Here is a 22197-nt window from a genome sequence, read left to right as displayed (position 1 = left end):
AATTATGTGTGGAATCGTCGGGCTGCATCTGCGTAGCCCAGAGTTGTATCCGCGCCTCGGCGAACTGCTGGCCGCCATGCTGGGCGAGATGTCCGACCGCGGTGCCGATTCGGCGGGGATCGCGGTCTACGGAGACCCGGAGTGGTCGCCGTACGGACAGGGCTGCGTCTCGGTGACAGATGTCCCGGAACCACCCGACCTGGGTCCGGATGTGGATGTGGTGCAGGTTGATTCGACCTATCTGCTGTCGGCCGATATGGATTCCGAGGAACTGCTCGTCCTCGTCCGGGCCGCGTACCCGACCGCTCTGATCTCCGGGTTCGGCGCCGACCTGGCGGTGCTCAAAGGAGTCGGTCATCCCCGCTCGCTCACCGACGCCTGGGGCCTGTCGAAAGCGCAGGGCTGGCAGGGCGTCGGCCATACCCGGATGGCGACCGAGTCTGCGGTGACGCCGTCGGGCTGCCATCCGTACACCGTCGGCCCGGGACAGTGCTTGGTACACAACGGATCTTTCGCCAACCACGCCACCATCCGCCGCGAGCTGCGCCGGGCCGGCGTGGCGTTCGACAGCGAGAACGACACGGAGGTGGGCGCCCGGTTCGTGGCCGAACAGCTGGCCGCCGGCCGCGATGTGGCCACCGCGCTCAAGGAACTGTGCGCCACCTTTGACGGCTTCTACACCCTGCTGGTCTCCGATCACGACTCGTTCGCAGTGGTGCGTGACGCCATCGCCTGCAAGCCCGCCGTGATCGCCGAAACCGCCGACTGGGTGGCGATGGCCAGTGAGTACCGGGCCCTGGCCGGGCTACCAGGGGTCGAGCAGGCACGCATTTGGGAACCGGAACCGGAGGTGGTCTACGCATGGACCAGGTAACAGCCACTTTAGTTGGGTTCGATTTACGCACAACGCCTTTACGTGAGGTCAATGCGGCGCTGCACCGGCCGGGCGTCGACGGCGAGTACGTCATCGCCCATCCCGACGGCGCGCACAACGTGGCCGTCGGCCTCGACGCCCCTGTGCGGGTGACCGTCGAGGGCCACGTCGGCTACTACGCCGCCGGGATGAACCAACTCGCCGAGGTGACCATCAACGGCAACGCCGGGACCGGGGTCGCCGAGAACATGATGAGCGGCACGGTCCGCGTCACCGGGAACGCCTCGCAGTCCGCGGGCGCCACCGCGCACGGCGGGCTGCTGGTCATCGAGGGCGACGCGGCTGCCCGCTGCGGAATCTCGATGAAGGGCGTGGACATCGTGGTGGGCGGCAACATCGGCCACATGAGCGCATTCATGGCGCAGGCCGGCCGGCTGGTGGTTCGCGGCGACGCCGGCGAGGCGCTGGGCGATTCGATCTACGAGGCCCGCATCTACGTGCGCGGCGAGGTGGCTTCACTGGGTGCGGACTGCATCGCCAAGCCGATGCGTGCCGAACACCATGCCGAGCTGGCGGAGCTGTTGGCGGCCAGTGGATTCCGTGACGACGACACCGCGTCCTACACCCGCTACGGCTCGGCCCGAAACCTCTACCACTTCCACGTCGACAATGCGAGCGAGTACTGATGCGCGAATCCGCCACCTTCGATCGATCCACGATCGCCGATATCCAACGGGCCGCCGAGACCGGCATCTACGACATCCGCGGCTGGGGAGCCAAGCGTCGGCTGCCGCATTTGGATGATCTGCTGTTCCTGGGCGCGTCGATGTCGCGTTACCCCTTGGAGGGTTATCGGGAACGCTGTGGCACCGACGTGATCCTCGGTGACCGGCACGCCAAACATCCTTTGCACCTCGACATTCCGGTCACCATCGCGGGCATGAGCTTCGGCGCGCTGTCCGGGCCGGCCAAGGAGGCCCTGGGCCGCGGGGCCAGCGAGGCCGGCACCTCGACCACCACCGGCGACGGCGGCATGACACCCGAAGAGCGCGGGCAGAGCAAGCACCTGGTGTACCAGTACCTGCCCTCGCGTTACGGGATGAATCCCGACGATCTGCGCAAGGCCGACGCCATCGAGGTGGTGCTCGGCCAAGGCGCCAAACCCGGCGGCGGCGGAATGCTGTTGGGGCAGAAGATCTCCCCTCGCGTCGCGCAAATGCGGACCCTGCCCGAAGGGATCGACCAGCGCAGCGCGTGCCGTCATCCGGACTGGACCGGGCCCGACGACCTCACCATCAAGATCAACGAGCTACGGGAGATCACCGACTGGGAGAAGCCCATCTACGTCAAGGTGGGCGCCACCCGCACGTACTACGACGTGAAGCTGGCCGTGCACGCCGGGGCCGACGTGGTGGTGGTCGACGGAATGCAGGGCGGCACGGCCGCCACCCAGGAGGTGTTCATCGAGCACGTGGGTATCCCGACCCTGGCCGCGATCCCACAGGCGGTGCAGGCGCTGCAGGAACTGGACGTGCATAGGAAAGTCCAGCTCATCGTCAGCGGTGGCATCCGCTCCGGCGCCGACGTCGCCAAGGCACTGGCACTGGGTGCCGACGCCGTGGCGATCGGCACCGCCGCACTGATCGCACTGGGCGACAACCACCCCCGCTACACCGCCGAGTACGAAAAGCTCGGCAGCGCGGCAGGTTTCTACGACGACTTCCAGGAGGGACGCGATCCGGCCGGCATCACCACCCAGGACCCGGAACTGTCGGCCCGGTTCGACCCGGTCGAGGGCGGCCGGCGGCTGGCCAATTACCTACGGGTGCTGACCATGGAAGCACAGACCATCGCCCGGGCCTGCGGGAAGGCCCATGTGTGCCACTTGGAGCCCGAGGACCTGGTGGCGATCACCATCGAGGCTGCGGCGATGGCGCGGGTTCCGCTGGCCGGCACGAACTGGATACCTGGGACATGAGTACTGCCGACGTCGTCATCGTCGGCGGCGGCCTGGAGGGGGCCGCCGCGGCCTGGGCGTTGAGTCGACGTGGCGTCACCGAGGTGACTGTCCTGGAACGCAATACCGTCGGCTCCGGGATGACCGGGAAATCCAGCGGGATCGTGCGCTGCCACTACGGGGTCAGCTCGCTGGCCGCCATGGCCACCGTCGGCCTCGAGGTGTTCGAGAACCCTCAACAATTTTTGGCAGATCAGGTACAAGACATCGGATTCCGGCAGACCGGCTATGTCGTCGGCGTCGGTGAACCCAATGTCGAGGCGATGCGCAGGAGCCTGGCCGCCCAACGCGAGGTCGGGGTGCAGACCGAGGAGATCGACCGCTCCGAGGTGGCCGAACTCTGGCCGTGGGCCGATCTGGAACCGTTCGCCGCCTTCGGCTGGGAGGCTCGCGGCGGATACGGCGACGCCTACCAGACCGCGCAGGCGTTCGCGGTGTCGGCGAGGGCCGCCGGAGTGCGAATCCGCCAGGGCGCCAACGTGACCGAACTGGTACTCGAGGGAGACCGGGTCACCGGCGTCCGATTGGCCGACGGCACAAAGGTTTCGGCAGGCACCGTCGTCGTGGCCACCGGCGCATGGACCCGGCCGTTCCTGACCCGCTACGGCCTCGACGTACCGATCCGCGTGGTTCGGGAGCAGATCGTGACGATCAAACCCGGAGTGCCGATCGGAGCGGTCCCGGTGTTCTCCGACCTGGTGTCACTGCAGTACGTCCGCCCCGAATTGGGCGGGGAGATCCTGTTCGGCAACAGCGATCTGGCGCACTGCGAGCCCGCCGACCCCGACGACTATCTGAACCGGGCGACCGACGGGTTCATCGATCTGACCGTCGACAAGGTCGGTACCCGGTTTCCCGGCTTCCCCGACGCGGCGATCACCGGCAGCTACGCGGGCTGCTACGACGTCACCCCGGACTGGAACCCGGTCATCTCCGCGACCGGTATCGACGGCCTGATCGTGGCGGCCGGATTCAGCGGGCACGGCTTCAAGATCGCGCCCGCCGTCGGCAGGCTCGTCGCCGACCTGGTGACCGAGGGCCGCAGCTCCGACCCGCGGATACCTGAGACGGATTTCCGGCTGACCCGGTTCGCGGAGGACAATTTGCTCAAGAGCCGGTATCCGTACGTCGGTGCCGGGGAGATGCGCTAGACAGGAGTGCCGTGAGCGACCTGCCCCTGCTCCGCAATGCCGGCACGGCCCGCGAGCGGGATCCGCACGCGCCCGTCGAGGAACTGGAATTCGAGGCGGCGATCGGACGCAATGTGCGTCAGCTGCGGCAGCAGCACGGGCTCACCGTCGCCGACATGGCCGCCCGGGTGGGCATCTCCAAGGCGATGCTGTCCAAGATCGAGAACGCCCAGACCTCGTGCAGCCTGTCTACCCTGGCACTGCTGGCCAAAGGTCTCGACGTCCCGGTGACCAGCCTGTTCCGTGGGGCCGACGTCGAACGGCCGGCGGCATTCGTCAAGGCGGGCACCGGCCCGGAGATCGTGCGCAACGGCACCAAACAGGGCCACGAATATCAACTGCTCAGCTCTTTGCGCGGTGAGCACAAACGCCTGGAATGCCTGCACGTCACGCTGACCGAGAAGAGCCAGACCTACCCGCTCTTCCAGCATCCCGGTACCGAGTTCCTCTACATGCTCGAAGGCGTCATGGACTACAGCCACAGCCGCTCGGTGTATCGGCTGCAGCCGGGCGACTCGCTACAGATTGACGGGGAAGGCGCTCACGGACCGGTTGACCTGATCGAACTGCCGATCCGGTTCCTTTCGGTGATCGCCTTCCCCGATTCGCAGGTGTGAGTCAACGCTTCGGTCTACTCGTAGATGCTGGTGATCCGCTGCGGGCCGTGGTGGTTGTGCCAGCCGGGCTTCATTCCGGGGGCCGGGGTGGCGTAGGTGTCCGGGCTGTAGAGGTTGCCCGAGCCCTGCGGTGTCTGAGCCACGGCCGTGCCGGCCAGGCCGAGCGCGACGGCGCCGAAGACGCCTGCGGACAGGATGGGCAGTGCCAGAGCCTTGGTGAACTTCGTCATGATCGTGAATCCTTCTGTCTCAGTTAGCTTTTCGATTTGCTTGGCGGCTTGTTCGGCCACTGAGACAAGAGTGCGGCTCGGACGGCTCGGAGTCTGTCCGTCGATCGGGCGGTGCGGTGGGTGAAGTTGCGTTCCCCCAATCGGGGGAAGTGCACGTCAGCCGTGGGTTTTGGCCTGGGTTTGACGCGGAGTACAGTTGACCGCGTGCAGCGGGTGCTCCTTCTCGGACGCCGCGACGGGGTCTGACCAGACCGGCTTCCCGTCGCGGGTTTTTGCGATGCGCCGGTCGAGTCCCCCACTCAAACTCCCGGAGCAAACATCATGACCACGCCCGACATCTCTGCAGATGCCTTCAGTTCGGTTCGCGCGATCAATACGCCGGCCGGTGCACCCAACCCCGGTCAGCCCGTCTGGAACACCCAGCGCGCCTCGTCCATGCCGGTCAGCCGCTATCGCAGCTTCGCCGAGGAGGTCCCCGGCGGTAGCCCGGCCTTCGGTACCGACGTTCCGTTCGACCGCACCTGGCCGGACCGCGTCATCGACAAGGCCCCCATGTGGTGTGCGGTCGACCTGCGCGACGGAAACCAGGCGCTGATCGATCCCATGAGCCCGGCGCGCAAGCGCCGCATGTTCGACCTGCTGGTCCGGATGGGTTACAAGGAGATCGAGGTCGGGTTCCCCTCGGCCAGCCAGACCGACTACGACTTCGTCCGCGAGATCATCGAGGACGGCGCCATCCCGGCCGACGTGACAATCCAGGTGCTGACGCAGTGCCGGCCCGAGCTGATCGAGCGCACGTTCGAGGCGTGCGCGGGAGCCCCGCAGGCCATCGTGCACTTCTACAACTCGACGTCGATCCTGCAGCGCCGCGTGGTGTTCCGCGCCGACCGCGACGCCGTCAAGAAGATCGCCACCGACGGCGCCCAGATGTGCGTCGAGGAGGCCGAGAAGTACCCGCAGACCCGCTGGCGCTTCGAGTACTCCCCCGAGTCCTACACGGGCACCGAGCTGGAGTACGCCGTCGAGGTGTGCAACGCGGTTGCCGACGTGGTCAAGCCCACTCCGGATTGGCCGCTGATCGTCAACCTGCCGGCCACCGTGGAGATGGCCACCCCGAACGTCTACGCCGACTCGATCGAGTGGATGAGCCGGCACCTGACCCCACGTGACTCGATCATCCTGAGCCTGCACCCGCACAACGACCGCGGAACCGGTGTTGCCGCAGCAGAATTGGGCTACCAGGCCGGCGCCGACCGGATCGAGGGCTGCCTGTTCGGCAACGGCGAGCGCACCGGCAATGTCTGCCTGGTGACCCTGGGCTTGAACATGTTCAGCCGCGGTGTCGATCCGCAGATCGACTTCTCAAACATCGACGAAATCCGTCGCACCGTCGAGTACTGCAACCAGCTGCCCGTGCACGAACGTCACCCCTACGGCGGTGACCTGGTCTACACCGCGTTCTCCGGCAGTCACCAGGACGCGATCAACAAGGGCCTGGACCAGATGAAGTTCGACGCGGACGACATGGACTCGGACGTCGATGAAATCCTGTGGCAGGTCCCATACCTGCCGATCGATCCCAAAGACGTCGGCCGCACGTACGAGGCGGTGATCCGGGTGAACTCGCAGTCCGGCAAGGGCGGCGTCACCTACATCATGAAGGCCGACCACGGTCTGGTCCTGCCGCGCCGGCTGCAGATCGAGTTCAGCCGCGCAGTCCAGCAGCTCGCCGAAGGGGCCGGCGGGGAGGGCGGCGAAGTGTCGCCCAAGGCGATCTGGGACGTGTTCTCCGAGGAGTACCTGGCCCCGATCACCCCGTTGGAGCGCATCCGCCAGAAGGTGGTGGCCTCCGAGGTCGACGGTGGCACCGACACCATCACGGCGATCGTGAAGATCGACGGTGTCGAGCGCGAGATCGTCGGTGCGGGCAACGGCCCGTTGGCGGCGTTCGTCGATGCCCTGGGGGCGATCGGCTACGACATCAACGTCCTGGACTACTCCGAGCACGCCATGTCTTCGGGCGAAGAAGCCCAGGCCGCGGCCTACGTCGAGGCGTCGATCGGTGGCAAGACCGTCTGGGGCGTCGGCATCGCGACGTCGATCACCACGGCATCGCTGCGGGCCGTGGTGTCCGCGGTGAACCGCGCGGCGCAGGGCTGACTCCACAACCCCTCACCACCTCTCACCACCGAATCGCGCGCCGAGTCGCCCGGCGTGGGCCATCCGCGCGTGGTTAGCTGACGTTCGCGTAGATCACTACGCGAACGACAACGTCAAGGAGCGGTTATGGACTGGGGTTCGACCTGGGATTTCCTGTGGCATTTCCTGATCATCTTCGCCTGGATCGCCTATTTGCTGGTCCTGTTCCAAATCCTCACGGACCTGTTCTGGCGTGATCACAAGACCTCCGGCTGGGTCAAGGCCGTGTGGGTGATCTTCCTGATCCTGATTCCGTGGCTCACCGCGCTGGTGTACCTGATCGCCCGGGGCAAGGGCATGTCCGAACGCGCCCAGGCGGCAGCGCTGGCGGCCAAGAAGGAGACGGACGACTACATCAAGCAGGCCGCAGGCCGGTCTCCGGCTCAGGAGATCGCCGACGCCAAGGCTCTGCTGGACGCCGGCACGATCACGCAGGCGGAGTTCGACGGGCTGAAGGCGAAGGCGCTGGGCTGAAAGACGAGCCGAGTTAGAAGACCGCGGCGAGCCGCGAATCAGAAGAGCGTGTACTGATCGCTCTCTGCGGGGGTGTCGCAGAACTCCTCGATATCGGCGCCACCGACGATGTGGGTCAGCAGACCCATGAACGTCTCGTCGTCGACTAGCGGCACCCCCAACTCGGCGGCCTGGTAACCCTTGCCCTGACTCGGTGCGGTCTCATTGCAGATCACGAGTGAGGTCTGCTGGTCCACCAGGTCGGTGTAGGACAGCCCGGCGTGCAGGATGCGCTCGACGAGCTCCTCGTGGGTGCGCACCACCTCCGCCGACAGCGCCACCCGCATGCCCTGCACCAGCGGCCGCCCCGGCACGTAGACGCCCGGGTTGGCGTACTCGCACGGCAGCCGCGAGGCCAGCACCTTGAGCGGCCGCAATTCTTCGTGGGTGACGTGGCCGTTGGGCCAACGGCGTCGGCTCACTTCGCGCAGCGGCAGCCAGACCTTGCGGTCGCGGGCCCTGGCCAGCGTCGGTTTCAGGATCTGTGCCAGCACCAACGCGTCGTCGAGCGCATCGTGCGGCCGCATCTGGCTCACGCTCCAGTGCGCCGCCAACGTCTCCAGCCGCAGATTCTCGGTACCCAGAGCCAGCCGACGGGCCAGTTCCACAGTGCACATCACGCTGTCGATGGGCAGCTCCGCCCCGACCAGTTCGGCCTCGGCGGCCAGGAAGCTGTAGTCGAAGCCCACGTTGTGCGCGACCATCGTGCGTCCGCGCAGGATGTCGCTCAGCTCGCCGACGACGTCGCCGAAGGTCGGCTGGCCTTCCAGCATCTCGGCGGTCAGCCCGTGCACGTGGGTGGGCCCCGGATCCACACCCGGGTTCAGCAGGGAGGCGACGCTGCGCTCGACATTGCCGTCATCCCCGACCGCCAGTGCGGCGACGCTGACGATGCGAGCCTGCCCGGGCCGAAACCCTGTGGTCTCCACGTCGACGACCGCCCAGCCCGCTCCCGGCTCCTCCGCCGGCCTGCCCCACGCGCTGCTCATATTCGCCAGGATGGCACGCGGGCCCGACAGAGTCGCCCGGCACGCTTGCGTGTCGTGCCCCTAAAATCGCCGGATGCTGACCATCCGTGGGCGCGCCGCACTGGCCGCCGGAGCAACCGCACGCTGGGCGTCGCGGGTTACCGGCCGCGGTGCGGGCGCGATGATCGGCGGACTGGTCGCCATCACGCTGGACCGTTCGATCCTGAGCCAGCTCGGCCAGGGCCGCCGCAGCGTGGTCGTGACCGGCACAAACGGCAAGTCGACCACCACCCGCATGACCGCGGCCGCCCTGGCGACGCTCGGCCCGGTGGCCAGTAACTCCGAGGGCGCCAACATGGACGCCGGGCTGGTGGCGGCGCTGGCCTCGGCGCGCGACGCCGAGCTGGCCGCCCTGGAAGTCGACGAGATGCACGTCCCACATGTGTCTGACGCCGTGGACCCGTCGGTCATCGTTCTGCTGAATCTGTCCCGCGACCAGCTCGACCGGGTCGGTGAGATCAACCACATCGAGCGCACCCTGCGCGGCGGCCTGGCCCGCCACCGCGACGCGGTGATCGTGGCCAACTGCGACGACGTGCTGATGACCTCGGCCGCCTACGACAGCCCAAACGTGGTGTGGGTGGCCGCCGGCGGCAGCTGGTCGGGTGACTCGGTGAGCTGCCCACGGTCCGGCGAGATCATCGTGCGTGACGGGCGGGACTGGCACTCGACGGGCACCGACTTCAAGCGTCCCAGCCCGCAGTGGTGGTTCGACGACACCCACATCCACGGGCCCGACGGCCTCGCGCTGCCGATGACGCTGGCCCTGCCCGGCGCCGTCAACCGCGGCAACGCCACCCAGGCTGTCGCGGCCGCCGTGGCACTCGGCGCGGACCCGGCCGCCGCGGTGGCTGCGGTCTCCGGCGTCGACGAGGTTGCCGGGCGGTACCGCACGGTGCAGATCGGCTCACACACCGCCCGGATCCTGCTGGCCAAGAACCCGGCCGGGTGGCAGGAGGCGCTGTCGATGGTCGACAAGCACGCGGCCGGCGTCGTCATCTCGGTCAACGGGCAGGTCCCCGACGGGGAGGATCTGTCCTGGTTGTGGGATGTTCGGTTCGAGCACTTTGACGACACTCAAGTGGTGGCCGCCGGCGAGCGCGGTACCGACCTCGCGGTGCGGCTCGGGTACGCGGGCGTCGAACACTCCCTGGTGCACGACACCGTCGGCGCGATCGACGCCTGCCCACCCGGGCACGTCGAGGTGATCGCCAACTACACCGCATTCCTGCAACTGAATCGGCGGATCTCATGACGGGTGTGCACGCGAGGAGCAGTTCAACGGTCAGCATCGGGCTGGTGCTGCCCGACGTGATGGGCACCTACGGCGACAGCGGCAACGCGGTGGTCCTGCGGCAACGGCTGCGGCTGCGGGGTATCGACGCCGAGATCGTGGAGATCACGCTGGACGATCCCGTGCCCGACTCCCTGGACCTCTACACCCTCGGCGGGGCCGAGGACTACGCGCAGCGGCTGGCCACCAAACACCTGATCCGGTATCCCGGTCTGCAACAGGCGGTTTCGCGGGGCGCACCGGTGCTGGCCATCTGCGCGGCCATCCAGGTACTCGGCCACTGGTACGAGACCTCGGCCGGTGAACGGGTCGAAGGTGTCGGGCTGCTCGATGTCACGACGTCACCGCAGGAGACCCGCACCATCGGCGAGGTAGCCTCCAGACCTCTCCTGGATGGGCTGACGCAGCCGTTGACGGGATTCGAAAACCACCGTGGCGGAACGGTTCTGGGCCCCGATGCCAGGCCGCTGGCGGCAGTCACCAAAGGCGCGGGCAACCGCTTGGGCGACGGATACGACGGGGCCGTGCAGGGCAGCGTGATGGCCACCTACCTGCACGGACCGTGTCTGGCGCGCAATCCGGAACTGGCCGACCATCTGCTCGCTCAGGTCGTCGGTGAACTGCCGCCGCTGGAGCTGCCCGAGGTGGATCTGCTGCGCCGCGAACGGTTGACGGCCCCGCGTCGGGCCTAGGCGAAAGCGTCGACAGCTGCGCCGATACGCGCTGCGGCGTCGGCGAGGATCGGCTCGCCGTGCCCGAACCCGGCGCGCTGCGCACCCGTGGCGGCGAGAATCCCCGCCGCACGTGAGGCGCCCGCCCGGTCGGTGTTGAACACCCCGAGGATCACCTGTCCGTGGAACTCGGCTATCGCATCGCCGGTGAGCACGGTGTCGGCAGCGGGGAGATACAGCGCGATACTGCCCGGAGTGTGCCCGGGCACGCCGACGACCCGGGCACCGTCGGCGAATTCGAGGACATCGCCGTCACCGACCACGCGGTCCACCGAACACGGCGGCCCGTTCGGCGGCTCGACAAGGTCGGGACGAAGCGTGCGCTCACCCGCAGTCAACACCGGCACCGGACCCGGCGCACCGCGTACGAACTCGGCGTCGCCCGAGCCGGCGATGACCTCGACATCGGACCAGCCGGCGATTTCGGCGGCCGCACCGCAGTGATCCTCGTGGAAGTGGGTGAGCACGATGCGCTTGACGTGAATGCGACGCCGGCCCAATGCGGTCAGCGCGTCGTCGATCAACTCGGCACTGTCCGGCCAGCCGGTGTCGATCAACGTCACCCCGTCCGGCTCGGTCCACAGGTAACTGTTGAGTAGATGAGCCTGGCCGCCGGGGATGCGCAGTCGATAGAGCGAATCCGCCATCTGGAGTAGGTCGGGCATGACTCCGACGTTAGTGGCGCCGTGGCCAGTACAGGTTCCCACTTCGCTCACAGCGCACTAGGGCGAACGTGCAGGCGATCAGCCGCGAATCAAGCCACCGCGGCGAGCCGCGAATCAGGCCATGGCGCGGCGGCCGGCCAAGGCCCGGCCCAGGGTGAGCTCGTCGGCGAACTCCAGGTCACCGCCCATCGGCAGGCCCGAGGCGATGCGGGTGACGCTCAATCCAGGGATATCGCGCAGCATCCGCACCAGATAGGTGGCGGTGGCCTCACCCTCGGTGTTCGGATCGGTCGCGATGATCACCTCGGCCACGTCGACGCCGTCGACGCGTTCACCGATCCGGTTCAGCAGTTCGCGGATGCGTAATTGATCGGGCCCGATGCCGGACAACGGATCCAGCGCCCCGCCCAGCACGTGATAACGACCGCGGAATTCACGGGTGCGCTCGACGGCCTGCACGTCCTTGGGCTCCTCGACCACGCACACCAGTGACGCGTCCCGGCGCGGGTCTTTACAGATGCGACAGCGTTCCTCATCGGAGACATTGCCGCACACCGCACAGAACGTGACACCGTCACGGACGCGGCCCAACACCGCGGTCAGCCGGTCGATGTCAGGCGGCTCGACGCTCAGCAGATGGAAAGCGATCCGCTGCGCGCTCTTGGGCCCGATCCCCGGCAACTTGCCGAGCTCATCGATCAGATCCTGAACCGGGCCCTCAAACACTCACAGTCCCGGAAGTCCGAATCCGCCCAAACCGCCGGCCAGCGGTCCCAGCCGACTCTGCGCCAGAGTGTTCACCTGATTGGAGGCATCAGCGAGCGCGCCGACGATGAGGTCCTGCAGGGTCTCCGGGTCGGACGGATCGATCACCTTGGGATCGATGGCCACCGCGACCACCTCACCGCTGCCCTTGACCGTGACCTGCACCAATCCGCCACCGGCCTGACCGTGCACCTCGGAATTGGCGAGCGCCTCCTGCGCCTCCATGAGCTGCTGCTGTACCTGCTGCGCCTGCGCCAGCAGGGCCGACATGTCGGGCGTGCCTCCGGGTTGCATCGACTGGATCCCCTTGCCGTGTTGATTGCGTCTTGGTCTCGACTTGGTTGCTCTCGCCTGTCGGCGGCGATTTGAGCTTTCAGCCTAGTCGGCGTGCGGGCTAGCGTGACGCCCGTGCGAGTTCCAGTCCGCGTGCGTGTCGGCGCCGCCCGAGCAAGCCGAGCAGCCATCTGCGTTCTTGTCGCTGCGACCGCCTCCGCGATCGTCGACGCCCCCCACGCCACCGCCGCCCCCTCGAACGTCGCCGGCATGATCGTCTTCCTCGATCCCGGCCACAACGGCGCCAACGACGGGTCGATCAGCCGCCAGGTGCCGACCGGCCGCGGCGGTACCAAGGACTGCCAGGCCAGCGGCACATCCACCGAGGACGGATTCCCCGAGCACACCTTCACGTGGGACACCACCCTGCGGGTCCGCGCCATCCTGACCCAGATGGGTGTGCGCACCGCGATGTCGCGCGGCAACGACAACGCGCTGGGACCGTGCGTCGACGAACGCGCGTCGATGGCCAACGCGCTGCGACCCAACGCCATCGTCTCCATCCACGCCGACGGCGGCCCGGCCAACGGTCGCGGCTTCCACGTGCTCTACTCGTCGCCGCCGCTGAACAATGTGCAGGCCGGACCGTCGGTGCAGTTCGCCAAGACCATGCGCGATCAGTTGTCCGCGTCGGGTATCCCGCCCGCCACCTACATCGGGTCGGGTGGCCTCGACGCCCGCTCGGACATCGCCGGGCTGAACCTGGCGCAGTTCCCGTCCATCCTCGTCGAGTGCGGCAACATGAAGAACCCGGTCGACTCCAGTCTGATGAAGACCCCGGACGGCCAGCAGAAGTACGCCGAGGCCATCGCCCGGGGCGTCGTGGCCTATCTGGGAACCCAGGCCGGTACCCCGGCGCGCTAGCCCGCCGCACCAGATGGTCGGGCGCTACGCGCCCTCCACTTCCTTCTTCAGGTTTGCCAGCACCTCGTCCTGGATCTTGCGCAGGCCCAGCGGTGCGAACGTCTTCTCGAAGAAGCCCTTGACCCCGCCGGCACCGGTCCAGCTGGTTTTGAGGTTGACCGAGGACCCGCTGCCCGCCGGGGCGACAGTCCAGTTGGTCACCAGGCTGGAGTTCGCGTCCTTCTCGATCACCGTGTGGCCTGCCACGTCCACCGAGGCCTTGATGTCACGCACCCGCGACTCGGTGGCCTGCAGCTTCCAGCTGGCCACCGTGCCCGCGCCCTGGCCACCCTCGAGCACCTGGAAGTCGCGGTAGTGCGAGGAGAGGATCTTCGGGCGCACGGTCTGGTAGTCCGCGATCGCGGCGAACACAGCGGCCGGCTCGGCGTTGATCAGAACCGTGCTGACCGCACTGACCTGTCCCATGAATGAAACTCCTTCAACTCGTGTCTGCGGTCGCATCGTCGGCAACCTCCGACTAGCGTATATGTGTGTCTGTTGTTGCGACTGACGCACAAGCTGTCCATGCCATGGGCGTGCAGCGCCTGTTGGACAGTTACCGCGCCATACCGCCCAATTCGACGGTGCGGCTTGCCAAGCCCACGTCGAACCTCTTCCGTGCGCGCGATCGCAGCGATGTCAAAGGTTTGGACGTAACGGGTCTGACCAATGTGATCGCTGTCGACGCCGAAGCCCGCACCGCCGACGTGGCCGGTATGTGTACCTACGAGGATCTGGTGGCCGCGACGCTGCCGCACGGATTGGCCCCGCTCGTGGTGCCGCAACTCAAGACCATCACGCTGGGGGGCGCGGTCACCGGGCTCGGCATCGAGTCGACGTCGTTCCGCAATGGTCTGCCACACGAATCGGTGCTCGAGATGGACATCCTCACCGGGGCAGGCGAAATAGTCACCGCAACACCCCACAAGCACTCCGAACTCTTTCGAACCTTCCCCAATTCCTATGGCACGCTGGGCTATTCGACCCGGCTACGCATCGAGCTGGAGCCCGTCACACCGTTTGTGGCACTGCGCCACCTGCGCTTTCACTCGCTGACCGAGCTTGTCTCGGCGATGGATCGGATCATCGAGACCGGCGGCCTCGACGGCGAGCCGGTCGATTACCTCGACGGCGTCGTGTTCAGCGCCGACGAAAGCTATCTGTGCGTCGGGTTCAAGACGACGACACCGGGACCGGTCAGCGACTACACCGGCCAGGACATCTACTACCGCTCGATCCAACACGCGCAGGGTGAAAAGCACGACCGGCTGACCATCCACGACTATCTGTGGCGGTGGGACACCGACTGGTTCTGGTGCTCACGGGCATTCGGCGCGCAGAACCCGACGATCCGGCGATTCTGGCCGCGCAAGCTGCGTCGCAGCAGCTTCTACTGGAAGCTCATCGCCTACGACCAGCGGTTCAACATCGCCGACCGGATCGAGAAACGGCACGGCCGCCCACCCCGCGAGCGGGTGGTGCAGGACATCGAGGTGCCACTCGAGAACTGCGAAGGTTTCCTGGCGTGGTTCTTGGGGAATGTACCGATCGAACCGATCTGGCTGTGCCCTCTGCGGTTACGCGACGATGACCGCAAGGGTGCGGGCTGGCCGCTGTACCCGCTGCGGCCCCACCACACATACGTCAACGTCGGATTCTGGTCATCGGTGCCGGTCGGCCCGGTCGAAGGCCACACCAACAAGCTGATCGAGACCAAGGTCAGCGAGCTCGAAGGTCACAAGTCCCTGTATTCGGATTCCTATTATGCGCGTGAGGATTTCGACGAACTCTACGGCGGCGAGGCCTACAAGACGGTCAAGAAATCCTACGACCCCGATTCACGCCTGTTTGACCTGTATTCGAAAGCCGTTTTGCGCCGATGAATGGAGAACAGCGATGACCACCTTCAAAGAGCACTCGACGCACCCCACCGACGGCAAGCTGAGTCTGGCCGAGATCCTGGAAATCTTCGCATCAGGCAGGCTGCCACTGAAATTCACTGCCTACGATGGCAGTTCGGCCGGCCCCGCCGATGCCACGCTGGGCCTGGACCTCAAGACCCCACGCGGCACCACGTACCTGGCCACAGCCCCGGGTGATCTGGGTATGGCGCGCGCCTATATCTCCGGCGACCTGGAAATGTACGGGGTGCACCCCGGTGATCCTTACCCGCTCCTGTGCGCACTGGCTGAGAAGATGGCGTTCAAGCGTCCGTCGGCCCTGGTGCTGGCGAACATTGTGCGATCCATCGGCATCGAGCACCTCAAGCCCATCGCTCCGCCTCCCCAGGAGGCGCTGCCCAGGTGGCGGCGGGTGGTCGAGGGGTTGCGGCACAGCAAAACCCGTGATGCCGAGGCGATCCACCACCACTACGACGTGTCGAACACGTTCTACGAGTGGGTGCTCGGGCCGTCGATGACCTACACCTGCGCGTGCTACCCGGATGCGGATGCCGGCCTGGAAGAGGCACAGGACAACAAGTACCGGCTGGTGTTGGAGAAGCTGCGGCTGGAGCCGGGCGACCGGCTGCTCGATGTCGGCTGCGGCTGGGGTGGCATGGTGCGCTACGCGGCCCGCCACGGCGTCAGGGCCCTCGGTGTGACGCTGTCCAAGGAGCAGGCGCGCTGGGCACAGGAAGCCATCGTCAGAGAGGGGCTCGAGGACCTGGCCGAGGTGCGCCACGGCGACTACCGCGACATCGCCGAGACCGGGTTCGACGCGGTGTCCTCGATCGGCCTGACCGAACACATCGGTGTGCACAACTACCCGGCGTACTTCGGCTTCCTGAAGTCGAAGATGCGCCCCGGCGCGCTCTTGCTCAACCACTGCATCACCCGCCACGACAACCGGTCGAACGCGGTTGCCGGAGGCTTTATCGACCGCTACGTGTTCCCGGACGGTGAGCTGACCGGCTCCGGGCGGATCATCGCCGAGGTGCAGGACGTGGGCCTTGAGGTCATGCACGAGGAGAACCTGCGTAACCACTACGCCATGACGCTGCGCGACTGGTGCGCCAACCTCGTCGAGCACTGGGATGAGGCCGTCGCCGAGGTCGGGCTGCCCACCGCCAAGGTATGGGGCCTGTACATGGCCGGATCCCGGCTCGGCTTCGAGACGAATGTGGTTCAGCTGCACCAGGTTCTGGCCGTCAAACTCGACGAGCGCGGGAGCGACGGTGGCCTGCCGCTGCGGCCGTGGTGGACGCCTTAGCTCTCGATCTTCCGCGCGCCCAGTTCGTTCTGCAGCAGCTCGAGCGCGACCTCTTCGGGGTCACGACGCGGCCCGGCTTCGCTCTGTGAAGCCTCGGCGAGCATCGCTTCTTCTTCCTCCTCGGGGGACGAGGGCGGTTCCGGATCCGGCACCGGTTCAGGTTCGGGAATGACTCGGCCCGGCCGGGTCGGCACCCGAGGCGGGGGCTTCGCAGCTTTCGGCGGGGGCGGCGGGGCCGCCTCCGCGGTGCCCACCTCGCACCGGATCTGCCAGTCCACCCCGAGCGCATCCTTCAGCGCATCGCGGATCACATCGGCATTGCGCGACTCGGTGAGCCGCTTGGCCAACGGCGGCGAGTCATGGGACAGCACAAGGGTTTTGTCCTCGACCGCCCGCACGATGGCACCCGACAGCATGACCTCGGTGGTACGGCTGCGCTCGCGCACCTTCTCCCGCACGGTGGTCCACATCGAGCGCACCGCTGCTGCGTTGGGCTCACCACCGGTGGCCACCGGTGGCTGCGCCTGCTGGGGTTCAGGCTCAGGTTCCGGGGCGGGCTCGGGCTCGAAGTCGGGCTCGGGCGGCAACGGCGGCGTGGGCTCGGGTTCCGGCGCCGGGGGCGGAGGCGGGGGCTCGGAGACAGGTTCAGGTGCGGAAACAGGTTCGGGCGCAGAGACCGGTTCTGGGGTGGCCACCGGCTGCGGCGCGGCCTCTGGTTCAGGAGCAGCCGGGGGCGGCTCAGGTGCAGGCGTAGGCGCAACAGCCTCAGCGGGGGCGGCGTCCGGGGCGGCGTCCGGGGCGGCTTGGCTGCGGCGGGTGAAGGTCTTGGCCGGCTCGGCGGGCTCGACAGACCGAGCCGCCGATGACGACGATGCCTCGCCGGCCGGGATCGACATGTCCAGCCGGGTCTCGATGCGTTCGATGCGCTGCAGCAGCGCCGATTCGGTGTCATGCGCCGAGGGCAGCAAGAGCCGGGCGCACACCACTTCCAGCAGCAGCCGTGGGGCGGTCGCGCCACGCATCTCGCCGAGGCCGGCGTGCACCACCTCCGCGTAGCGGGCCAGCGTGGCGGCGCCGACATGGGCGGCCTGCTCACGCATCCGTTCCAGCACGTCGGCCGGTGCATCCACGACACCGCGGGTGGCCGCGTCGGGCACGGCCTGCAGCACGATCAGATCGCGGAAGCGCTCGAGCAGATCGACGGCGAACCGCCGCGGATCATGGCCGGCATCGATGACGGCCTCCACGGCGCCGAACAGCGCGGCCGCGTCCCCGGCGGCCAGTGCCTCGACCGCGGCGTCGATGAGCGCCATGTCGGTGGCGCCGAGCAGGGCCAGCGCCCGCTGATAGGTGATGTGGTTGCCGTTGGCCCCCTGCTCGGAGCCCGCCAGCAGCTGATCGAGCACCGAGAGGGTGTCGCGGGGTGAACCGCCGCCGGCGCGGATGACCAACGGATAGACCGCGTCATCTACGTCGACGTCCTCCTCGGCGCAGATGCGCTCCAGCAGCGGGCGCATGGTGCGCGGAGCCAGCAGCCGGAACGGGTAGTGATGGGTGCGTGACCGGATGGTCGGCAGCACTTTCTCCGGCTCGGTCGTGGCGAAGACGAAGATCAGGTGGTCGGGTGGCTCCTCGACGATCTTGAGCAGCGCGTTGAAGCCGGCCGTGGTGACCATGTGCGCCTCGTCGATGATGAAGATGCGGTACCGCGACTGGGCCGGCGCGTAGAACGCGCGGTCACGCAGTTCACGGGTGTCATCGACACCGCCGTGGCTGGCCGCGTCCAGTTCGACCACGTCGACATTGCCCGGGCCGTTGGGCGCCAGCGCAACGCACGAATCGCACACCCCGCACGGGGTCGGCGTAGGCCCCTGCTCACAGTTGAGCGAGCGGGCCAGGATACGGGCCGACGATGTCTTACCGCAGCCGCGCGGTCCGGAGAACAGATACGCGTGGTTGATCCGGTTGGCGGTCAGCGCGGTCGATAGCGGCTCGGTGACATGTTCCTGGCCAACGACTTCCGCGAAGCTTGCCGGCCGGTATTTGCGGTAGAGAGCCACGGGAGAAGGCTACCGACTGGCTCTGACGCCGCGCGGGTGCCCGTTGACTTTGAAACCACGCGCACCGCTACTCGCACAAATTCAGCGTCAGTTCAATGTCGACGCAGAGTTCTGCACAGAGTTCGATTCATCCACAGGTGGCGACGCCGGCGCTGGCACACACCCATCTTTGTCCCCGATACCAGCGACTCTCGCCGAATGAGTGAGCCCTTCATCGGCACCGAAGCCCTGGCGGCCGGCGTCGTCAACCGCTACCAGCTCAGCCGCTATCACCGCACGATCCTGCCCAACATCTACGTGGACAAGCGAACTGCCGTGTCGCTGCGGCAACGAAGTACTGCGGCATGGTTGTGGTCAGGCCGTAACGCGGTGATCGCAGGAGCCGCCGCATCGGCGCTCCACGGCGCGAAGTGGGTGGCCGACGACGTTCCCATCGAGTTGATCAGCGCCAAGACCAAGCCACCCGAGAAGGTGATCACGCGACAGGACCTGATCTACGACCGGGAGGTTGTGCGCATCGACGGTCTGTCGGTCACGAGCGTCGAGCGCACTGCTTTTGACCTTGGGCGCCGCGGGTTGATCGGGGCGGCCGTCGCGCGGCTCGACGCACTTGCTCGTGCCACCGGAGTAACGGCGGGCGACGTGCTGACGCTCGCCGCGCACCCACGCCCGTGGCCTGCGGCAACTCGAACGGGCGCTGGACCTGTTCGACCCCGGCGGACAGTCCCCGAAAGAGACCTGGCTGCGGCTGATGCTCGTCGACGCAGGTTTTCCGCGGCCGCAGACACAGATACCGGTGCCCGGGCCCGACGGCTACCGGAGGTACTTCCTCGATATGGGTTGGGAAGAACTGATGCTGGCGGTCGAATACGAGGGTGCGCAGCACGCCGATCAGCTCGGCTATGACATCGTGCGTGCCGACTACATCACGCGAGCCGGTTGGACCCACGTGAGAGTGGCCGCGGGACACCGACGGCCCGCCATCCTCATCCGGGTAGAGCGTGAATGGGATCGACTTTGGCGGCCAGAGCTCGGGATCACGCCGCGGAGGCCGCCCCTCGGCGGTCCCCCGCTGGAACTCGGTTGTTGACTTTGAAACCACGCACACCGCTACTCGCACAAATGCACCGTCAGTTCTAAGTCAACGCAGAAGCTGCTCGGTCGCCGCCAGCAGCGCGCAGGTGGCCAGACCGTCGATCGCCTCACGCAGATCGGACGGCGACGGGAACGTCGGGGCGATGCGGATGTTCTTGTCCTCGGGGTCCTTGCGATACGGGAACGACGCACCCGCCTCGGTCACCGCGATCCCGGCGTCCTTGGCCAATGCGACGGTGCGCTTCGCCGTGCCGGGCCACACGTCGAGGCTGACGAAATAGCCGCCCTTGGGATCCGTCCACGACGCGATCTTCGACTCACCCAACCGGTCCTCGAGGATCTCGGCGACGAGAGCGAACTTGGGCGCGATCAACTCGCGGTGACGCTGCATCTGCAATTTCACGCCATCGGCGTCGCCGAAGAAGATCCGGTGGCGCAATTGGTTGATCTTGTCCGGTCCGATCGACTTCTTACCCGCGTGCTGCAGGTACCAGGCGATGTTGCCCAGCGAGCCGCCCAGGAAGCTCACCCCCGCCCCGGCGAAGGTGATCTTGGAGGTCGAGGCGAACACCAGCGGACGGTTCGGGTTGCCCGCCGCCTCGGCCAGCCCCAGCACGTCGACCTGACGGATGAATTCGCCGGTGAGGGTGTGGACCGCATACGCGTTGTCCCACATCAGCCGGAAATCGTTTGCCGCCGTCCGCATCTGGACGAGGCGCCGGACGACCTCCCAGGCGTAGGTGACGCCCGTCGGGTTGCCGTACACCGGGACGCACCACATGCCCTTGATCGCAGGGTCGGCCGCGACGAGTTCCTCGATCAGATCGACGTCGGGTCCGTCCTCGCGCATCGGCACCGGGATCATCTCGATACCGAAAGACTCGGTGATCGCGAAGTGGCGGTCGTAGCCCGGTGCAGGGCACAGGAACTTCACGACGGGTTCTTTTATCCAGGGCCGCACCGAATCCACCCCGCCGTGCAGCAGCGAGAACACGATTACGTCGTGCATCATCTCCAGGCTCGCGTTGTTGCCTGCGATCAGGTTCTGCACCGGGATGCCGAGCAGCTCGCCGAAGATCTCCCGCAGCTCAGGCAGGCCGTGCAGGCCGCCATAGTTGCGGGTATCGGTGCCCGTGCGGTCGCGGAAGGAATCTTTTTCCGAGCCGGGAAGCGACAGCAGCGCATTGGACAGATCCAACTGCTCGGGGGCCGGCTTGCCGCGGGTCAGGTCCAAGCTCAGCTTCTTCGCCTGCAGCTCTGTGTAGTTGCGCCGTTGGACTTCGTGCTGCGCGAGCAGATCGTCGCGGCCAAGAGACTGGAACGACACCGCGCGCCTTTCACAGAAGCGGAACGAGCTGGACATAAGGGGACCCCGCGCACCCGCCAGAGCCCGTTGACCCTTGCTGCCTTCCGGCCCTGGGGGAGTTCACAGGATGGACGCCGCGCGGGGTCCAAGGCGAGTGTAATACCCGCCCTGTCCCCCGCGTTTACGGGACCGGTTCGAGCGTCGGCTACGATTGCCGACGGAGGATTCGCCTAGTGGCCTATGGCGCTCGCCTGGAACGCGGGTTGGGTTAACAGCCCTCAGGGGTTCAAATCCCCTATCCTCCGCGCTCGGGTCCGGGGTGCGACCTGCTGAATCAACCCTGATCAGCAGCTCGCACCCCGGCCCAATTAAGTACCCCGAGGAGGAGTATGGGCCGCACCGTCGCGGTGATCTGGCACGTGTCGTTTTCGATCGTGGCCGCCGGCCTGTTCTTCTTTTTCGTTCTTCCGCGCTGGCCCGAACTCATGGGCCAGACCTCGCCGACGCTCGGGCTGATCCTGCGCATCGTCACTGGTGCGTTGATCGGTCTCGCGGCCCTGCCGGTGGTGTTCACGCTGCAGCGGACCAAGCGTCCCGAGCTGTCCACCCCCGAGATGGCGCTGCGGTTGCGGACCGCCTCGATCGCCCTGCACGTGCTGGCCGCAGTGCTGATCGTCGGTACCGCGGTCTCCGAGATCTGGCTGTCCTTGGACAGCTTCGGGCCGTGGCTGTTCGGAATCTACGGCGCCGCCGCCGCGATCGCGCTCCTCGGCATCTTCGCCTTCTACCTGGCCTTTGTCGCCGAGCTGCCGCCCCCGCCGCCGAAGCCGGTCAAGACCCGCGAGAAGGCCGAACGCCGCGGGCGCAAGAAGGCCGTCGCCGAGGATGAAGAAGCTGATGAGGCGGACGAGTCCGAGGAGACTGAAGAGGCCGAAGCGGTCGACGAGACCGAAGAGTCCACTGAGGTCGAGTCCGAGGACGACGCTGACGAGGCGGAAGAGACCGAGGACCAGGCCGAAGAGTCCGGCGCCGAAGAGCCTCAGTCCACGGCCGAGGAAGCCGAGCCGAGCGAGGGCAACTCCCTGCGCAACCGGCGGCCGTCGAGCAAGAGCGGCACCAAGCGGCGGGGCCGGCGCTCGCGCGGCGAAGTCACTGCCGAGGACTGAC

21 protein-coding genes, 1 tRNA gene, 1 other RNA gene and 1 pseudogene are annotated in these 22197 nt (G+C 67.1%); 15 read left to right on the top strand and 9 right to left on the bottom strand.

The features are described from left to right. Window positions 1-4 precede the first annotated feature (4 nt). From ACZY08_RS07040 to ACZY08_RS07020, 5 genes are read left to right on the top strand one after another with little or no spacing between them, the layout of a single operon-like run. Window positions 5-874: a class II glutamine amidotransferase domain-containing protein gene (locus ACZY08_RS07040; RefSeq protein WP_463743822.1), complete on the top strand. Its 870-nt coding sequence runs from the start codon at window positions 5-7 to the stop codon at window positions 872-874. Then, window positions 862-1560: a protein glxC gene (locus tag ACZY08_RS07035; protein WP_463743821.1), complete on the top strand. Its 699-nt coding sequence runs from the start codon at window positions 862-864 to the stop codon at window positions 1558-1560. Before ACZY08_RS07040 ends, ACZY08_RS07035 begins: the two co-directional genes overlap by 13 nt. Beyond that, window positions 1560-2852, top strand: coding sequence for an FMN-binding glutamate synthase family protein (locus ACZY08_RS07030; protein ID WP_463743820.1), 1293 nt, complete (start codon window positions 1560-1562; stop codon window positions 2850-2852). Before ACZY08_RS07035 ends, ACZY08_RS07030 begins: the two co-directional genes overlap by 1 nt. After that, window positions 2849-4042: an NAD(P)/FAD-dependent oxidoreductase gene (locus ACZY08_RS07025; protein WP_463743819.1), complete on the top strand. Its 1194-nt coding sequence runs from the start codon at window positions 2849-2851 to the stop codon at window positions 4040-4042. The genes ACZY08_RS07030 and ACZY08_RS07025 overlap by 4 nt, the downstream gene beginning before the upstream one ends. A gap of 11 nt (window positions 4043-4053) precedes the next feature. Further along, window positions 4054-4698 (top strand): helix-turn-helix domain-containing protein, encoded by a 645-nt coding sequence (locus ACZY08_RS07020; RefSeq protein ID WP_463743818.1) that lies wholly within the window; start codon window positions 4054-4056, stop codon window positions 4696-4698. A gap of 14 nt (window positions 4699-4712) precedes the next feature. Here the strand turns inward: ACZY08_RS07020 and ACZY08_RS07015 are convergent, their stop codons facing one another. Then, on the bottom strand, window positions 4713-4928 hold the full coding sequence (locus ACZY08_RS07015) for a hypothetical protein (protein ID WP_463743817.1): 216 nt from the start codon (window positions 4926-4928) through the stop codon (window positions 4713-4715). Window positions 4929-5249: 321 nt separating this feature from the next. Between ACZY08_RS07015 and leuA the strand changes: the two genes are divergently transcribed. Both leuA and ACZY08_RS07005 read left to right on the top strand, forming a co-directional pair. Then, the gene (gene leuA / locus ACZY08_RS07010) at window positions 5250-7088 is read left to right on the top strand and encodes a 2-isopropylmalate synthase (protein WP_463743816.1); all 1839 of its coding nucleotides are present in this window, start codon (window positions 5250-5252) and stop codon (window positions 7086-7088) included. 126 nt (window positions 7089-7214) lie between these two features. Then, the gene (locus ACZY08_RS07005) at window positions 7215-7601 is read left to right on the top strand and encodes an SHOCT domain-containing protein (protein WP_463743815.1); all 387 of its coding nucleotides are present in this window, start codon (window positions 7215-7217) and stop codon (window positions 7599-7601) included. A 38-nt stretch (window positions 7602-7639) separates the two neighbouring features. Here the strand turns inward: ACZY08_RS07005 and ACZY08_RS07000 are convergent, their stop codons facing one another. Next, window positions 7640-8629: a DEDDh family exonuclease gene (locus tag ACZY08_RS07000; protein ID WP_463743814.1), complete on the bottom strand. Its 990-nt coding sequence runs from the start codon at window positions 8627-8629 to the stop codon at window positions 7640-7642. Between the two features lie 73 nt (window positions 8630-8702). Between ACZY08_RS07000 and ACZY08_RS06995 the strand changes: the two genes are divergently transcribed. Next, window positions 8703-9923, top strand: coding sequence for a MurT ligase domain-containing protein (locus tag ACZY08_RS06995; protein WP_463743813.1), 1221 nt, complete (start codon window positions 8703-8705; stop codon window positions 9921-9923). Then, a complete protein-coding gene (locus ACZY08_RS06990) occupies window positions 9920-10654 on the top strand; it encodes a type 1 glutamine amidotransferase (protein WP_463743812.1) in 735 nt (244 codons plus the stop codon). Before ACZY08_RS06995 ends, ACZY08_RS06990 begins: the two co-directional genes overlap by 4 nt. On the opposite strand, the gene ACZY08_RS06985 is transcribed toward ACZY08_RS06990, so the two are convergent. The 3 genes from ACZY08_RS06985 to ACZY08_RS06975 all read right to left on the bottom strand — a co-directional run bounded on the left by ACZY08_RS06985 (window position 10651) and on the right by ACZY08_RS06975 (window position 12417). Continuing rightward, window positions 10651-11358 carry an MBL fold metallo-hydrolase gene (locus ACZY08_RS06985; RefSeq protein WP_463743811.1) on the bottom strand — a complete coding sequence of 236 codons (708 nt, stop codon included), beginning with the start codon at window positions 11356-11358 and terminating at the stop codon, window positions 10651-10653. The two genes, ACZY08_RS06990 and ACZY08_RS06985, sit on opposite strands and share 4 nt — an antisense overlap. A gap of 114 nt (window positions 11359-11472) precedes the next feature. Continuing rightward, window positions 11473-12084 (bottom strand): recombination mediator RecR, encoded by a 612-nt coding sequence (gene recR, locus ACZY08_RS06980; RefSeq protein WP_463743810.1) that lies wholly within the window; start codon window positions 12082-12084, stop codon window positions 11473-11475. Beyond that, the gene (locus tag ACZY08_RS06975) at window positions 12085-12417 is read right to left on the bottom strand and encodes a YbaB/EbfC family nucleoid-associated protein (RefSeq protein ID WP_463743809.1); all 333 of its coding nucleotides are present in this window, start codon (window positions 12415-12417) and stop codon (window positions 12085-12087) included. A gap of 114 nt (window positions 12418-12531) precedes the next feature. Here ACZY08_RS06975 and ACZY08_RS06970 point away from each other — a divergent pair, with 114 nt between their 5' ends. After that, window positions 12532-13320 (top strand): Rv3717 family N-acetylmuramoyl-L-alanine amidase, encoded by a 789-nt coding sequence (locus ACZY08_RS06970; protein WP_463743808.1) that lies wholly within the window; start codon window positions 12532-12534, stop codon window positions 13318-13320. 24 nt (window positions 13321-13344) lie between these two features. Here ACZY08_RS06970 and ACZY08_RS06965 read toward each other — a convergent pair whose 3' ends face one another. After that, window positions 13345-13785, bottom strand: a complete 441-nt coding sequence (locus ACZY08_RS06965; protein ID WP_463743807.1) for an SRPBCC family protein — start codon at window positions 13783-13785, stop codon at window positions 13345-13347. A 65-nt stretch (window positions 13786-13850) separates the two neighbouring features. Here ACZY08_RS06965 and ACZY08_RS06960 point away from each other — a divergent pair, with 65 nt between their 5' ends. Together ACZY08_RS06960 and ACZY08_RS06955 are read left to right on the top strand one after the other, a co-directional pair. Continuing rightward, window positions 13851-15242 (top strand): FAD-binding oxidoreductase, encoded by a 1392-nt coding sequence (locus tag ACZY08_RS06960; RefSeq protein ID WP_463743806.1) that lies wholly within the window; start codon window positions 13851-13853, stop codon window positions 15240-15242. 13 nt (window positions 15243-15255) lie between these two features. Beyond that, window positions 15256-16569 carry a class I SAM-dependent methyltransferase gene (locus ACZY08_RS06955; protein WP_463743805.1) on the top strand — a complete coding sequence of 438 codons (1314 nt, stop codon included), beginning with the start codon at window positions 15256-15258 and terminating at the stop codon, window positions 16567-16569. Here the strand turns inward: ACZY08_RS06955 and ACZY08_RS06950 are convergent. Next, on the bottom strand, window positions 16566-18629 hold the full coding sequence (locus ACZY08_RS06950; RefSeq protein ID WP_463743804.1) for a DNA polymerase III subunits gamma/tau: 2064 nt from the start codon (window positions 18627-18629) through the stop codon (window positions 16566-16568). The two genes, ACZY08_RS06955 and ACZY08_RS06950, sit on opposite strands and share 4 nt — an antisense overlap. A 198-nt stretch (window positions 18630-18827) precedes the next feature. Between ACZY08_RS06950 and ACZY08_RS06945 the strand changes: the two are divergent. Further along, window positions 18828-19719, top strand: a pseudogene (locus ACZY08_RS06945) (DUF559 domain-containing protein). Between the two features lie 51 nt (window positions 19720-19770). On the opposite strand, the gene ACZY08_RS06940 reads toward ACZY08_RS06945, so the two are convergent. Together ACZY08_RS06940 and ffs are read right to left on the bottom strand one after the other, a co-directional pair. Next, window positions 19771-21051, bottom strand: coding sequence for an aspartate aminotransferase type Ic (locus ACZY08_RS06940; RefSeq protein WP_463744181.1), 1281 nt, complete (start codon window positions 21049-21051; stop codon window positions 19771-19773). Between the two features lie 34 nt (window positions 21052-21085). Continuing rightward, window positions 21086-21180, bottom strand: an RNA gene (gene ffs / locus ACZY08_RS06935) — signal recognition particle sRNA small type. Window positions 21181-21249: 69 nt separating this feature from the next. Between ffs and ACZY08_RS06930 the strand changes: the two genes are divergently transcribed. Together ACZY08_RS06930 and ACZY08_RS06925 are read left to right on the top strand one after the other, a co-directional pair. Next, window positions 21250-21335, top strand: a tRNA-Ser gene (locus ACZY08_RS06930). Between the two features lie 84 nt (window positions 21336-21419). Next, window positions 21420-22196, top strand: coding sequence for a hypothetical protein (locus ACZY08_RS06925; RefSeq protein ID WP_463743803.1), 777 nt, complete (start codon window positions 21420-21422; stop codon window positions 22194-22196). The last annotated feature ends 1 nt before the right edge of the window (window position 22197 follow it).

This window comes from Mycobacterium sp. IDUB_9 (assembly GCF_055419505.1).
Note: the sequence above shows the minus strand (reverse complement) of the source record. Positions and strands in the feature narration are given on the sequence as shown.

Coding starts and splice junctions, on each gene's coding strand:
- ACZY08_RS07040 (WP_463743822.1), top strand. CDS start 5: ATGTGTGGAATCGTCGGGCTGCATCTGCGTAGCCCAGAGTTGTATCCG.
- ACZY08_RS07035 (WP_463743821.1), top strand. CDS start 862: ATGGACCAGGTAACAGCCACTTTAGTTGGGTTCGATTTACGCACAACG.
- ACZY08_RS07030 (WP_463743820.1), top strand. CDS start 1,560: ATGCGCGAATCCGCCACCTTCGATCGATCCACGATCGCCGATATCCAA.
- ACZY08_RS07025 (WP_463743819.1), top strand. CDS start 2,849: ATGAGTACTGCCGACGTCGTCATCGTCGGCGGCGGCCTGGAGGGGGCC.
- ACZY08_RS07015 (WP_463743817.1), bottom strand. CDS start 4,928: ATGACGAAGTTCACCAAGGCTCTGGCACTGCCCATCCTGTCCGCAGGC.
- leuA (WP_463743816.1), top strand. CDS start 5,250: ATGACCACGCCCGACATCTCTGCAGATGCCTTCAGTTCGGTTCGCGCG.
- ACZY08_RS07005 (WP_463743815.1), top strand. CDS start 7,215: ATGGACTGGGGTTCGACCTGGGATTTCCTGTGGCATTTCCTGATCATC.
- ACZY08_RS07000 (WP_463743814.1), bottom strand. CDS start 8,629: ATGAGCAGCGCGTGGGGCAGGCCGGCGGAGGAGCCGGGAGCGGGCTGG.
- ACZY08_RS06995 (WP_463743813.1), top strand. CDS start 8,703: ATGCTGACCATCCGTGGGCGCGCCGCACTGGCCGCCGGAGCAACCGCA.
- ACZY08_RS06990 (WP_463743812.1), top strand. CDS start 9,920: ATGACGGGTGTGCACGCGAGGAGCAGTTCAACGGTCAGCATCGGGCTG.
- ACZY08_RS06985 (WP_463743811.1), bottom strand. CDS start 11,358: ATGCCCGACCTACTCCAGATGGCGGATTCGCTCTATCGACTGCGCATC.
- ACZY08_RS06975 (WP_463743809.1), bottom strand. CDS start 12,417: ATGCAACCCGGAGGCACGCCCGACATGTCGGCCCTGCTGGCGCAGGCG.
- ACZY08_RS06965 (WP_463743807.1), bottom strand. CDS start 13,785: ATGGGACAGGTCAGTGCGGTCAGCACGGTTCTGATCAACGCCGAGCCG.
- ACZY08_RS06955 (WP_463743805.1), top strand. CDS start 15,256: ATGACCACCTTCAAAGAGCACTCGACGCACCCCACCGACGGCAAGCTG.
- ACZY08_RS06925 (WP_463743803.1), top strand. CDS start 21,420: ATGGGCCGCACCGTCGCGGTGATCTGGCACGTGTCGTTTTCGATCGTG.